We start from the raw sequence: 12783 nt of genomic DNA on the forward strand, positions 1-12783 counted from the left end.
CGCCCGCGTCCGGGAGCTGTCGATGCGGATCCGGCCGGCGTACGCCGTGCCGCGCTCCCGGCCGGTCCGCGTCCGCCGACGGGGACCGCGCCGGGGCGTGGCGCTGGCGTTGACCGCGCTGCTGCTCGCCCCGCTCCCGGGCTGCCGGGACCGGCTCGCCCCGCCGCCCGGCGCCCCCACCTCGTGGCCGGCCGCGCTGGCCCGTCGCTGGGCGTGGCAGTGGCAGCTCACCGGCCCGGTCGACGTCTCGGTCGCGGCGGACGTCTTCCTCCTCGACCCGGTCGCCACCACCTCGACCGAGACCGCCGCGCTGCGGGCCAAAGGGCGCCGGCTGGTCTGTCAGGTCCGGGTCGGCACGTACGTGACAGGCGACCCGGACGCCACCCGCTTCCCGGCCGCGGTGCGCGGCGCGGCGGTGCCGGGTCGGCCCGGTAGCCGGTTCCTGGACGTCCGGCGCTGGGACTCGCTGGAGCCGGTGCTGGCCGACCGGTTCCGGCTCTGCCGGGGCAAGGGCTTCGGCGCGGTGGCGCTGTCCGACGTGGACGGCTTCCGGCACCGCTCCGGTTTCCCGCTCGGCTTCGACGAGCAGGTGCTGTTCAACCGTCGGCTGGCCGGGCTGGCCCGACGGTTCGACCTCTCCCCCGGTCTGGTCGACGACGTGACGCAGGTGGCCGCGCTGGCGCCCGACTTCGACTTCGCGGTCAACCAGGAGTGCGTCCGCCGGCGCGAGTGCGCGAAGCTGCTGCCGTTCGTCGACGCGCACAAGCCGGTCTTCCACGTCGAGTACGTCGGCGAGCCGGCCACGTTCTGCGTCACCTCGGTCGGCTACGGCTTCACGTCGATCCGCAAGGAACGCGCGCTCGACGCCTGGCGGGCGCCCTGCCCGCTGCCGTGAACGCGGCACCGCCCCCGCCCGTCGTGGGCGGGGGCGGTGGGCGTGGTCGGGGTCAGCCGGCGCTCGCGCCGGTGGTCGAGGTGGGGCTGCCGGCGTCGCGCTGCGACGGCAGGTCGGGGTGTTCGGCGCTGAGCGGGGTGGCCAGGTCCTCCAGGGACTTGCCTTCCGCCTTGACGCCGAGCGCCAGCTCCACCAGACCACCGATGATCATGATGGTGGCGCCGATGACGAACGCGATCACGGTGTCGCCGACCTGGCCGCTGCCGACCAGCTTGGCGAAGAGCAGCGGGCCGGTGATGCCACCGGCGGCGGTGCCGATCGCGTAGAAGAACGCGATCGCCATGGCCCGGGTCTCCATCGGGAAGATCTCGCTGACCGTCAGGTACGCCGCGCTGGCCCCCGCCGAGGCGAAGAAGAGCACCACGCACCAGCAGGCGGTCATGGTCACCGCGCTGAGCACGCCGGAGTGGAACAGCCAGGCGGTGCCGAGCAGCAGCACGCCCGAGCCGATGTACGAGCCGGCGATCATCGGCACCCGGCCGACCGTGTCGAACAGCTTGCCGAGCAGCAGCGGGCCGAGCAGGTTGCCGACCGCGATCACCGCGAAGTAGTAGCCGCTGTTGCCGGGCGGGACGTCGAAGAAGGTCTCCAGGATCTGGGCGAAACCGAACGTGATCGCGTTGTAGAGGAACGCCTGCCCGATGAAGAGCGAGAAGCCCAGCGTGGCGCGCTTCGGGTAGCGACGGAACAACGTCTTCGCGATCTCCAGGAAGTTCGTGCTCTTCCGCTGCCGGATCTCGATGTAGTTGTCGGCCTCGGCGAGGTCCTTGCCGGTCTCCCGTTCCACCTCGGCCTCGACCGAGTCGACGAGGTGGTTCGCCTCGTCCGCCCGGCCGTGGATGAACAACCAGCGTGGGCTCTCCGGCACGTGCCGGCGGACCAGCAGGATCACCACGCCGAGCACCGCGCCCATGCCGAACGCCACCCGCCAGCCGAGGTTGGTCGGCAGGCCGTTGAGCAGCGGTACGGTCAGCAGCGCGCCGACCGCCGCGCCGAGCCAGAACGTGCCGTTGATGATGATGTCGATCCGCCCGCGGTGGCGGGCCGGGATCAGCTCGTCGATGGCGGAGTTGATGGCCGCGTACTCACCGCCGATGCCCATGCCGGTGAGGAACCGGAACAGGAAGAACCACCAGGTGTCGAACGAGAGCGCGGTGAGCGCGGTGGCCACCAGGTAGAGCCCCAGCGTCAGCAGGAACAGCTTCTTGCGGCCGAACCGGTCGGTGAGCCAGCCGAAGAAGAGCGCGCCGGTGCACGCGCCGGCCACGTAGAGCGCGGCGGCCAGGCCGGTGACCTGACTCTGGGTGATGTCCAGACCGCTGCCCGGCTCGGCCAGCTTCCCGGACAGGTTGCCGACGATGGTCACCTCGAGACCGTCGAGGATCCACACCGTCCCGAGACCGATCACGATCATCCAGTGCCAGCGGGACCACGGCAGCCGGTCGAGGCGGGCCGGGACGTTGGTCCGTACGGTGCCGGTCGACACGTCGGTGCTCATGACGCCCGCCGGAGGGATTCGGGAGCCGGGGCGGAAGTAAGCGCCTCCGGCGAGAGCTGTTCATCCATGGCCGCCCAGATGCCCCGGGGCCACCAGCACTAATCCTGCCTTCGGCTTTCCCGGCCGGATGGGAGCCGGCTGGGAATCGGATGGCAATCGCATGGGAGTCGGGGCGGGGGCCGGATCGGACGATCCGGCCCCCATCGGTCAGCGGGCGCCGACCAGCTCCGGCGCCGGCGCGGGCGGCGGCTCGGCCGGCGGGGCGGTCACCCGGCGGCGCAGGAGCCGCGGCGCCCACCAGTTCGCGTCACCCAGCAGCGTCATCACCGACGGCAGCACCACCGCGCGGATGATCGTGGCGTCCAGCAGGATCGCCGCCGCCAGCCCGATGCCGAGCTGCTTGAAGTCGATCATGCTGAGCGTGGCGAAGATCGAGAAGACCCCGACCATCACGATCGCCGCACTGGTCACCACCGGCGCCGACGACGTGATCCCGTACGCCACCGCCTCCCGGTTGGGCATGCCCCGGTCCACCGCCTCGCGGATCCGGCTGACCACGAAGACGTGGTAGTCCATGGAGAGCCCGAACAGCACCACGAACAGGAACAGCGGCAGCCAGGTAACGATCGCGTCCATCGAGGTGAACCCGAGCAGCCCCTCCGCCCAGTGGCTCTGGAAGACCAGCACCAGCAGCCCGTACGCGGCGCCGACGGAGAGCAGGTTCAGCAGGATCGAGGTGAGCGCCACCACCACCGACCGGAACGTCCAGGCCATCACCAGGAACGTCAGCGCCAGCACGAACGCCGCGACCACCGGCAGCTTCGCCCAGATGTGGTCGGCGTAGTCCTCGCTGGCGGCCACCCCGCCGCCGACCGCGTACTCCACGCCGGGAACGCCGTCCAGGGCGGCCGGCACCAGGTCGTCGCGCAGCTCGTGCAGGGAGCGGGACGCCTCCGCCGAGCGGCTGGCGAACGGGGTGGCCACCTCCAGCACCGACACCCGCCGGTCCGTCGACACCCGGATCTCCGGGCCGTCCCCCTCGGCCGGCGCGAAGAGCGGGTCGGTGCCGGTGCGGGCGGCCAGCCCGGTGAGCGCGGCCCGCACCCGGTCGGCCTGGTCGGCGGGCGCCCGCACGGCCACCGTGTGGCTGGTGCCGTTGCTCGGGAAGGCCGCCGCGAGCCGGTCGTACGCCTGCATGGCCGCCGTGGTGCGCGGCACGTCCTCGGTCCCGGGGAACTTCAGCTTCATGCCCAGCGCGGGCGCGGCCAGGGCGAGCAGCAGCGCCACCGACACCAGCAGGGTGGCCACCGGCGCGCGCAGCGCGGGCCGGAGCACCGCCGGCCAGAAGCGGGGACGCCGCCCGGGACGCGGGGTGGTGAGCCGCCACAGCAGCGGCACCCGGGGCCGGTCCACCCACCGGCCCAGCTTGGCCAGCAGCGCCGGCAGCACGGTCAGCGAGCCGAGCACCGCCACCGCGACCACCAGGATCGAGCCGACGGCCAGCGACGAGAAGATGGCGTCCTGGGCGAGCAGCAAGCCGGCCATCGCGATGATCACGGCGGTGCCGGAGACCACCACGGCGTGCCCGGAGGTCTCCGCCGCGACCTCCACCGCGTCCAGGCCGGACCGCCCCTTCGCCCGTTCCTCGCGCTCGCGCCGCACGTAGAACAGCGAGTAGTCGACGCCCACCGCCATGCCGATCAGCAGGATCACGCTGGCCGTGGTGTCGGTGGCCGGCACCAGGTGCGAGGCGAGCGTGGAGAGGCCCATCGCGGCGGCCACCGAGGAGAGCGCGAGCAGCACCGGCACGCCGGCGGCGATCAACGCGCCGAACGCGATGATCAGGATGGCCAGCGTCACCGGCAGGCTGAGCAGCTCGGCCCGCTTGAAGTCCTTGCCGAGCGTGTCGTCGAGCGCCTTGTCGATCGACGGGCCGCCGACCTCCTCCACCCGCAGCCCCGGATGGGCCGCCTGCACACCGGCGGTGGCGTCCCGCAGCGGCCCCACCCGGTCCCCGGCGGTCTCCGGGTCGCCGGACATGGTGATCGGCAGCAGCAGCGCGCTCCCGTCCCGGGACGGCATCGGCGTACCCACCGACGCGACGCCCTCGACCTGCCGCAGCCGGCCCGCGGCGTCCTGCGCGGCGGCCTTCGCCGCGGCCGGGTCGAGCGCGCCGGACCGTGCGGTGATCAGCACGTTCTCGGTGGCCGCCTGATGGAAGCCGCCGTCGTCGACGATCAGCTCGGCCCGCCCGAACTCGCCGATCGCCTGATCCGCGTCGGTGGCCTCGTTCAGCCCGGCGGCGTTGCCGCCGACGAAGCACACCGCCACGAACACCACCCACAGCGCGATGGCCCGCCACGGATGCTCCGCACTCCACCGTGCCACCCGCACGGTCACCGGTCGCCTGCCCATATCCGGGTCCCCCTCCAGCCGTCGGCCCCGTGCCGACGTCTGGAGACGCTAGGCAGCCGACGGAGCCCGGACATCGGGGAACGGCCCCGGCTCCTCCCCGATGGGGCTGGCCCTACCGGGCGGCCGGAACCGGCCGCGCCGGTCGGGCGGAAAAGGGCATTTCAGGGTACGTCGCGGCGGGCCCCCGGGCCCGGTCCGGCGCAGCACACCGGCGCAACCCCGAACCGGCTCGGGGTCATCCCCGGAGCGTGCCCCGGGGGCGCGGCTGGCAGCGCGGGCAACTGTAGGAGGAACGGTTCATGAACGCCTCCCGCCGGATCGGCGCGCCACAGCGCGGGCAGGGCTCACCCTCCCGGCCGTACGCGTTCAACGACCTGTCGAAGTAGCCGCTCTCGCCGTTGACGTTCACGTACAGCTCGTCGAAGCTGGTGCCGCCCTGCTTGATCGCCTCGCCGAGCACGTCCCGCACGTGGCCGAGCAGCCGCAGCGCCGCCGGCCGGGTCAACGCGTCGGTCGGCCGGGCGCCGTGCAGCTTCGCCCGCCACAGCGCCTCGTCGGCGTAGATGTTGCCCACGCCGGAGATCAGCGTCTGGTCGAGCAGCGCCCGCTTGATCTCCGTACGCCGGCGGCGCAACGCGGCCACGAACGCGTCGTCGGAGAACTCCGGGTCCATCGGGTCCCGGGCGATGTGCGCGATCTCGGCCGGCAGTTCCGCCCCGCCGTCGGAGACGGACAGCCCGCCGAACGTGCGCTGGTCGACGAAGCGCAGCTCCGGGCCGTCGTCGGCGAACCGGAACCGGACCCGTAGGTGCAGCTCGTCGGCCGCGCCGACCGGTTGCAGCAGCAACTGCCCGGACATGCCCAGGTGGCCGATCACCGCGTCCCCGCTGTCCAGCGGCAGCCAGAGATACTTGCCCCGGCGGCGGACGTCGGTGATCGTCCGGCCGGCCAGCACGTCGGCGAAGTGCGCGCCGCCCGGCGCGTGCCGGCGTACCGCCCGGGGATGGCGCACCTCGACGGCGCTGATCCGTCGGCCGACCACCCACTCGGCCAGCCCCTGCCGGACGGTCTCGACCTCGGGCAGCTCAGGCACGGCCGGCGCCCGCCTCGGCGTCCTCCGGGTCGGCCGCCGCCTCGGCCTCGGCCTCCGCCCGCGCCTCGGCCTCCGCCCGCGCGGTCGCCTCCGCCTGCTCGGTGAGCATCCGCCAGGCCGACTCCGCGGCCCGCTGCTCGGCCTCCTTCTTGCTGCGCCCCTCCGCGCCGCCGTACCGGTTGCCGGCCACCACCACCCAGGCGGTGAACGTCTTCAGGTGGTCCGGTCCGGTGCCCTCGATCCGGTACTCCGGCACGCCCAGCCCCAGTGCGGCGGTCAACTCCTGGAGGCTGGTCTTCCAGTCCAGTGCCGCGCCCCGCCCGGCCGACTCCGCCATCAGCGGGTCGAAGAGGCGGTGGATCACGATGGCGGCGGTGTCCAGGCCGTACTGGAGGTAGATGGCGCCGAGCAGCGCCTCCAGCGTGTCGGCCAGGATGCTCGCCTTGTCCCGGCCACCGGTGGCCTCCTCGCCCTTGCCGAGCAGGAGGTACGCGCCCAACCCGTCCGGGCCGAGGCCACGCGCCACGTCGGCCAGCGCGCGCATGTTGACCACGCTGGCCCGCAGCTTCGCCAACTGCCCCTCGGGCAGGTCCGGGTGGTTGTGGAAGAGCGCGGTGGTGATCACCACGCCGAGGACCGAGTCGCCGAGGAACTCCAGCCGCTCGTTGGTGGGCAGCCCGCCGTTCTCGTACGCGTACGAGCGGTGGGTCAGGGCGCGTTCCAGCAGCTCCGGGTCGAGCGACACCCCGAAGGCCGCCTCGAGGAGGCCGACGGGAGCACGCCGCCGCTTGTCGTTGGTCATGGTGCTACCTCGGTGTCGTTGCGGTCAGGTGCGGGATCGTGCGGGATCTCGGCGAGCAGGGCACGGACCGTGCCGGCGGCGTCGCGACGCCAGAGGTGGGCGGCCAGCGCGATGCCCGAGGCGACGTCGTCGGGGCCGGCCGAGCCGTGGCACACCACCACCGTGCCGGCCACCCCGAGCAGGGCCGCCGCGCGCGGCGCGCCGCCGCCGACCGGCGGACCCCCGGCCATGGCGTACGCGCCCTCGATGGCCTTGAGCAGGACGTTGCCGGTGAAGCCATCGGTCACCACCACGTCGGCGCGACCGCCCAGGGACAGGTCGAATCCTTCGACGAGGCCGACGTAGCGGGCGCCGCAGGGCAGCGGCACGGCGGCAAGCGCCGGGTCGGCGGCGCGGCGCAGGCGGTCACCCTTGCCGGCCTCGTGGCCGACGGAGAGCAGGCCCACCCGGGGTGCGACGACGCCGTGCGCCACCGCCGCGTAGGCGGCGCCGAGGACGGCGTGCCGGGCCAGCGTGGCGGGGCCGGGTTCGAGTGTGCCGCCGACGTCCAGCAGGACCACCGGCCCGGCGACGGCCGGCAGCGTGGCGACCAGCGCGGGTCGGCGTACCCCGGTCCAGCGGCCCAGGCCGAGCGCGGCGGCGGTGACGGTGGCCCCGGTCGAGCCGGCGGAGACCACGGCGTCGGCGAGCCCGTCGTGGACGGCCTGCACGGCCGTGCGTACCGTGCTCTCGCCGCGTCCGGCGGTCGGATGGTCGGCCATGCCGACGGCGGCCCGCACCGGGCGGACCGTGACCCGGGCGCGGTGCGCCGGGTCGAGCGCAGCGATCAGCCCGTCGGCCACCTCGGACGGGCCGACGAGCATCAGGCGCAGGTCAGGGTCGGTGCGCACCGCCCGCAGAGCGCCGTCAACCACGACGGCGGGAGCATCGTCCCCGCCGAGGAGGTCGACGGCGATCCGCGCGGTGCCCGGCTCCGTCGGCCCGCCGGCCGGGGAACGGCCGGCGGCGGAGGGAGCCGGGGCACCGGGCGTGAGCCGTGGTGCGCGCGCCGCCCGACCGGTGGTCGGGGGCGTCACTCGGCGTCCAGGTCAGACCTCGAGAACCTGGCGGCCGTTGTACGTGCCGCAGACGGAGCAGGCGGCGTGCGGCAGCTTCGGCGACTTGCACTGCGGGCAGGCAACGGTCGACACCGCCGTGGCCTTCCAGTTCGCCCGGCGGGCGCGGGTGTTGCTGCGCGACATCTTGCGCTTGGGGACGGCCACGGTTCCTACTCCTCTGTACGGGTCAGTTGCGACAGGCCCGCCCAACGCGGGTCGACCTGCTGGTGACTGTGGTCGGCCGGCAGATCGTCCCAGTGCACCCCACACTCGGGGCACAGCCCTGGGCAGTCCTCCCGGCAGAGCGGGTTGGTCGGCAGCGCGAGCACCACCGCGTCCCGCAACGCCGGCTCCAGGTCGATCAGATCGCCCTGCATCCGGCCCACCTCGTCTTCGTCGGTCGTCTCGTCCGTGGTGCTGTCCTCGTACGCGTACAGCTCCTGGACGTTCACGACCACCGAGTCGTCGATCTCGCGCAGGCAGCGACCGCACTCGCCCTTGACGGGGCCGGTGACGGTCCCGGAGACGAGCACGCCCTCGGACACCGACTGCAACCTCAGGTCGAGGTCGAGGTCCGCGCCCGCCGGCACGCTGATCAACTCCACGCCGAGGTCCGCCGGTGCCGTCACGACCCGCCGAAGCTCACGCAACGCGCCAGGGCGACGCGGCAGGTCCCTCGTGTCGAGGACCAGCGGCGCCCTGGGGTCGAGTTGGCGAGGCGAATGTTTGGGCATAGTCAGACTCCGGCCGGTGAGAGGCCGACAAAAAAGGTTACCTGGCAGGGGGGCGGACCGTCGAACCGGGGGCGTGTCCGCCCCGGTCCGGCGGCAGCCGGCTGTCGGCGACCGGCCCGTGCGCCGCTCAGAAGGGTAGCGGGCGGTCGGCCTCGTCCCCCGCGAAGGTGCCGATCTCGCGCAGCGCGTGCATCTTGTCCCGGCCGCGCTCTATCGAGGCCAGCGCCCGGGTGAGGAACTGCTCGAAGTTGGCCAGCGCGGTGTCGACGTAGTCGTCCACCTCCTCGCGGAGGCGCTGCGCCTCGGCCCGCGCCTCGCCGATGATCCGGGCGCCCTCGTGCTCGGCGGAGACCGTGATCTCGTTCACCGAGACCAGGCGGGCGTGTTCCGCCTCACCCTCGCTGATGATCCGGTCGGCCTCGCGCTTGCCGGCCTCCATGATCTTGTCCCGTTCCTCCAGCAGCGCGGCGGCCCGGCGCAGGTCGGCGGGGAGCTCGGCGCGCAGCTCGTCGAGCACGGCGATCATCTCACCGCGGTCGACCATGCAGTTGTTGCGCGACATCGGGACGGAGCGGGCCTGCTCCACCATGGCGATCAGTTCGTCGATGCGATCGAGCGGGTCCACCGGCGCCTCACTCCTGTCTTCGTCGGCCGCCCTCCATGATGCGGCCTGCGCCCGGTTCCGGCGCTGCCCCCATCATGTCGCGCCCCGCCCACTCCCGCCCCACCCCGCCCACCCGGCGCGTCGCCCACGCCTCCACCCCGGCCGTTGATCTTGCACTTTCCGCCCCGACATCTGACGCGAAAGGGACACCAGCCGGGCGGCAAGTGCAAGATCGGCGGGGTCGGGGCGGTCAGGGGCGGAGGCGGGCGACGAGTTGCTCGCGGACCAGGTCGGGGACGTGGGCGGAGATGTCGCCGCCCCACTTGGCCACGTCCTTGACCAGGCTGGAGGAGAGGAAGGAGTAGAGCGGGTTGGTCGGCATGAAGAGCGTCTCCACGCCGGCCAGGCCGATGTTCATCTGGGCCATCTGCAACTCGTAGTCGAAGTCGCTGACCGCCCGCAGGCCCTTGATCAGCACACTCGCCTGCTGGTCCCGGCAGAAGTCGACGAGCAGGCCGCGGAACGACTCCACCCGGACGTTGTCGTACGAGGCGGTCACCTCGCGGAGCATCGTGATCCGCTCCTCGACCGTGAACAACCCCTGCTTCGACTGGTTGACCAGCACGCCGACGATCACCTCGTCGAAGAGCCGGCTGGCCCGGCCGACGATGTCGAGGTGACCGTTGGTGACCGGGTCGAACGAGCCCGGGCAGACCGCACGTCTCATGATCGGCGACCGTACCAAAGGGTGGTCTCGCCGTAGCGGCGACTGCGTTCCGGCGTGACGCCCTCCACCCAGTCGACCGGTCCGGATCGGCGGGACCGCTCGACGACCACCAGGGCGTCCGGGGCGAGCCAGTCGCCGTGCACCAGCGCGGCCAGCATCGCGGTGACCTCCGCGGCCGGCACCGCGTACGGCGGGTCGGCGAAGACCACGTCGTACGGCGCGCCGTCCGGCCCGGCCGCCAGCACGCCGACCACCTTGCCGGTGACCAGGCGGGCTGCCGGCGCGGCCCGGAGGGTGGCGATGTTCTCCCGGATCACCCGGGCGGCCCGGGCGTCCGACTCGACCAGCAGCACGTGCGCCGCGCCCCGGGACAGCGCCTCCAGCCCGACCGCGCCGGAGCCGGCGAACAGGTCGACGAAGCGCGCCCCGGCCAGGTCGAGATCGGCCTGCACGGCGCTGAACAGCGCCTCCCGCACCCGGTCCGAGGTCGGTCGGGTGCCGGCGCCGGGCGGCGCGGCGATCCGCCGCCCACCGAACGCGCCGGCCACGATCCGGGTCACCGTCGTTCCCTCCGCATGCCCCGACGCTACGCGACCGCGGACACCGGACGGGCGGACCACCGGGAGCAACGATTCATGACGCCCCGTACATCTATGATCTCGAATTCATAACGGACCCTTTACGACCCGTAGATCTCGGTAACGCCCACAGTGTCGATCTCGCTAGGGTCTGCCCGGTTGCCGCGTGGACGCGTGACTCCGGTCCGTCCGCCGCATCCCTCTCCGCACCTCCCCTCATCAGGAGAAGACGTGAACCGTCTCAACCTCCGGCGTGCCGCCGTCCTCACCGCCGGCGCGCTGATCGGCCTCGCGGGCGTCGCCACCACGGCCGCCCCCGCCGCGGCCCACCACCCCGAACCGTCCGGCAGCTTCTGCGCCACCAAGGACGGCACGGTCACCGTCACCTGGTCGGTGATCAGCAGCGAGCGCGACATCTCCGGCCGGATCACCAAGCTCGAGTCCACCGTGCCCGGCGACATCACCGGCGGCCTGACCGTCGGCGCGGAACTGAAGAAGCAGAGCGAGGGGCCGCTGACCGGCACCCAGACCCACACGTTCACCGGTGAGATCCCCGAGCTGAAGCTGACCGTCGGGGCGCACTGGGAGCGGGGCCGCCAGTCGCACGACGGCGAGCGCACCGTGGTGGCCCGGCCCAGCCGCGACTGCGAAGTCGTGGAGAGCCCGTCGCCGTCGCCCAGCGCGCCGTCGCCGAGCGCCACGCCGGAGCCGACCCGGTCGCCCGAGCAGCCCACCCCGACGCCGTCCGCGTCCACCCCGCCGAGCCCGTCCGCGACGCCGTCCGCCCCGGCCGAGCCGGCGGAGCCGATCTTCAAGCTGGACCAGGACTGCGACTCGATGACCTTCATCGTGGAGAACCCGGCGAGGGGCATCCCGTTCACCGCCACGCTGACCACCGAGAAGGGCGTCACCAAGAAGCTCACCTCAGCGCCGGGCACGACCGCCTCGGTCGAGTTCGACGCCTACCGGGGCCTCAAGGTCACCGTGAAGTACGACGTGGTCGCCGACGCCGAGACCGTCCCGTACACCCAGCCGGAGGACTGCTCCGGCCAGGGCGGCGGCCTGCCGGTGACCGGCCCGGCCGCCGGCGCGATCGCCGGTGGCGCCGTGCTGCTGCTGGCCGCCGGCGCGGTGCTGTTCGTGGTGGCCCGCCGCCGCCGGATCCGCTTCACCGCCTGACCCGCCCGCACCGCCGCGAGGGCGCGTCGACCACCCGGTCGGCGCGCCCTCGCCGCGCGTACTCCACACCGGCCCGTCGAGGTGGCCGGGGCGCACCCGTCCTCGATGCCCCCACCTCGCCGCGGCGGCGTCGGTCAGGAGCCGTCCGGGTCGAGCACCGACGTGACGGCGACCGGGTCCACCTCGGCCTGGTTGGTCAGCAGCACCAACCGTTGGTCGGTACCGGGCAGCCAGGCGGCGAACGCCTTGTAGCCGCCGTTGTCCCCGGAGTGGTGGACCGCCCGACGGCCGGCCAGCGGGCCGACGAAGAAGCCGTAGCCGTACGCCTCCCCGGGCCGTCCGGTGGGCGCGTGCGGCGCGGTCAGCGCCACCAGCGAGGCCGGGGCCAGCAGCCCGCCCCGGCGCGGCACGTCGAGCCAGGCGAGCAGGTCCGCGCCGGTGCACCAGACGTCACCCGCGCCCAGGCTCACGGTCGCCAGGTCCCAGGACGGCACCGGCCGGCCGCCCTCGTACCCGACCGCCACGTCCGGCCGACCGCCGGCCGGGCCGGCGAAGCTGCCCGCCATGCCGAGCGGCGCGAAGAGCTCATCGGCCAGGAAGTCGGCGTACGGACGGTCGGCGGCCCGCTCGACGGTCCGGGCCAGCAGCACGTACCCGGGGCTGCTGTAGTGCCAGCCGGCCCCCGGTCGGAACAGTGGCGGCACGGCCGCGAACGCGGCGAGCAGGGCGTCCGGCTCCGCCGGCCCGACCAGGTCGACGGCCGGATACTCCGGCCAGTGGCCCAGGCCCGAGGTGTGGGTGAGCAGATGGTGCAGCGTGATGCCGGACCACGCCGGCGGCGGGTCGGGCAACCACCGGGTGACCGGATCGGTCAGACGCAGCACGCCCCGCTCGGCGAGCAGCAGGACCGCGACGGCCGCCATCTGCTTGCTGATCGAGGCGATCTGGAACCGGGTGGCCGGGGTGCAGGGCACTCCGGTGGCCTCGTCGGCCGCGCCGGTGACCCGGTCCACCACCACCTCGTCGCCCCGGGCAAGCAGGAGCACGCCACGGCCGTGCGAAAACGTCGACATCCGTCGGAGCCTAGGCGCACCCGGTCGA

13 protein-coding genes are annotated in these 12783 nt (G+C 73.5%); 2 read left to right on the forward strand and 11 right to left on the reverse strand.

All coding sequences use genetic code 11. The features are described 5' to 3' along the window. Positions 1 to 22: 22 nt before the first annotated feature. A complete protein-coding gene (locus AB0B02_RS17200; RefSeq protein WP_357301171.1) occupies positions 23 to 895 on the forward strand; it encodes an endo alpha-1,4 polygalactosaminidase in 873 nt (290 codons plus the stop codon). Between the two features lie 52 nt (positions 896 to 947). Here AB0B02_RS17200 and AB0B02_RS17205 read toward each other — a convergent pair whose 3' ends face one another. The 10 genes from AB0B02_RS17205 to rsmD all read right to left on the reverse strand — a co-directional run bounded on the left by AB0B02_RS17205 (position 948) and on the right by rsmD (position 10485). Continuing rightward, entirely contained in the window at positions 948 to 2453 is a 1506-nt protein-coding gene (locus tag AB0B02_RS17205) for an MFS transporter (RefSeq protein ID WP_357301174.1), read from the reverse strand. A gap of 207 nt (positions 2454 to 2660) precedes the next feature. Next, positions 2661 to 4868, reverse strand: coding sequence for an MMPL family transporter (locus tag AB0B02_RS17210; RefSeq protein WP_357301178.1), 2208 nt, complete (start codon positions 4866 to 4868; stop codon positions 2661 to 2663). Positions 4869 to 5103: 235 nt separating this feature from the next. After that, positions 5104 to 5961: a bifunctional DNA-formamidopyrimidine glycosylase/DNA-(apurinic or apyrimidinic site) lyase gene (gene mutM / locus AB0B02_RS17215; RefSeq protein ID WP_107156114.1), complete on the reverse strand. Its 858-nt coding sequence runs from the start codon at positions 5959 to 5961 to the stop codon at positions 5104 to 5106. After that, positions 5954 to 6763 (reverse strand): ribonuclease III, encoded by an 810-nt coding sequence (rnc, locus tag AB0B02_RS17220; RefSeq protein WP_281935746.1) that lies wholly within the window; start codon positions 6761 to 6763, stop codon positions 5954 to 5956. Before rnc ends, mutM begins: the two co-directional genes overlap by 8 nt. Then, complete coding sequence (locus AB0B02_RS17225; RefSeq protein WP_281936279.1) at positions 6760 to 7719, reverse strand: phosphate acyltransferase PlsX; 960 nt, start codon at positions 7717 to 7719, stop codon at positions 6760 to 6762. The genes rnc and AB0B02_RS17225 overlap by 4 nt, the downstream gene beginning before the upstream one ends. Before the next feature lie 132 nt (positions 7720 to 7851). Next, entirely contained in the window at positions 7852 to 8025 is a 174-nt protein-coding gene (rpmF, locus tag AB0B02_RS17230) for a 50S ribosomal protein L32 (RefSeq protein ID WP_107156117.1), read from the reverse strand. Between the two features lie 5 nt (positions 8026 to 8030). Beyond that, complete coding sequence (locus AB0B02_RS17235) at positions 8031 to 8594, reverse strand: YceD family protein (RefSeq protein WP_281935750.1); 564 nt, start codon at positions 8592 to 8594, stop codon at positions 8031 to 8033. Between the two features lie 127 nt (positions 8595 to 8721). Continuing rightward, a complete protein-coding gene (locus tag AB0B02_RS17240) occupies positions 8722 to 9219 on the reverse strand; it encodes a hypothetical protein (protein WP_107156119.1) in 498 nt (165 codons plus the stop codon). A gap of 229 nt (positions 9220 to 9448) precedes the next feature. Next, the gene (coaD, locus tag AB0B02_RS17245; RefSeq protein WP_107156120.1) at positions 9449 to 9925 is read right to left on the reverse strand and encodes a pantetheine-phosphate adenylyltransferase; all 477 of its coding nucleotides are present in this window, start codon (positions 9923 to 9925) and stop codon (positions 9449 to 9451) included. Continuing rightward, a complete protein-coding gene (gene rsmD / locus AB0B02_RS17250; protein WP_357301185.1) occupies positions 9922 to 10485 on the reverse strand; it encodes a 16S rRNA (guanine(966)-N(2))-methyltransferase RsmD in 564 nt (187 codons plus the stop codon). Before rsmD ends, coaD begins: the two co-directional genes overlap by 4 nt. 249 nt (positions 10486 to 10734) lie before the next feature. On the opposite strand from rsmD, the gene AB0B02_RS17255 reads away from it, so the two are divergent. Next, positions 10735 to 11682 carry a cell wall anchor protein gene (locus tag AB0B02_RS17255; RefSeq protein ID WP_357301188.1) on the forward strand — a complete coding sequence of 316 codons (948 nt, stop codon included), beginning with the start codon at positions 10735 to 10737 and terminating at the stop codon, positions 11680 to 11682. Between the two features lie 134 nt (positions 11683 to 11816). Here the strand turns inward: AB0B02_RS17255 and AB0B02_RS17260 are convergent, their stop codons facing one another. Continuing rightward, positions 11817 to 12755: a serine hydrolase domain-containing protein gene (locus tag AB0B02_RS17260; RefSeq protein WP_357301192.1), complete on the reverse strand. Its 939-nt coding sequence runs from the start codon at positions 12753 to 12755 to the stop codon at positions 11817 to 11819. Positions 12756 to 12783: the final 28 nt, after the last annotated feature.

This window comes from Micromonospora sp. NPDC049240, from assembly GCF_040647835.1.
Taxonomy (GTDB): domain Bacteria; phylum Actinomycetota; class Actinomycetes; order Mycobacteriales; family Micromonosporaceae; genus Micromonospora.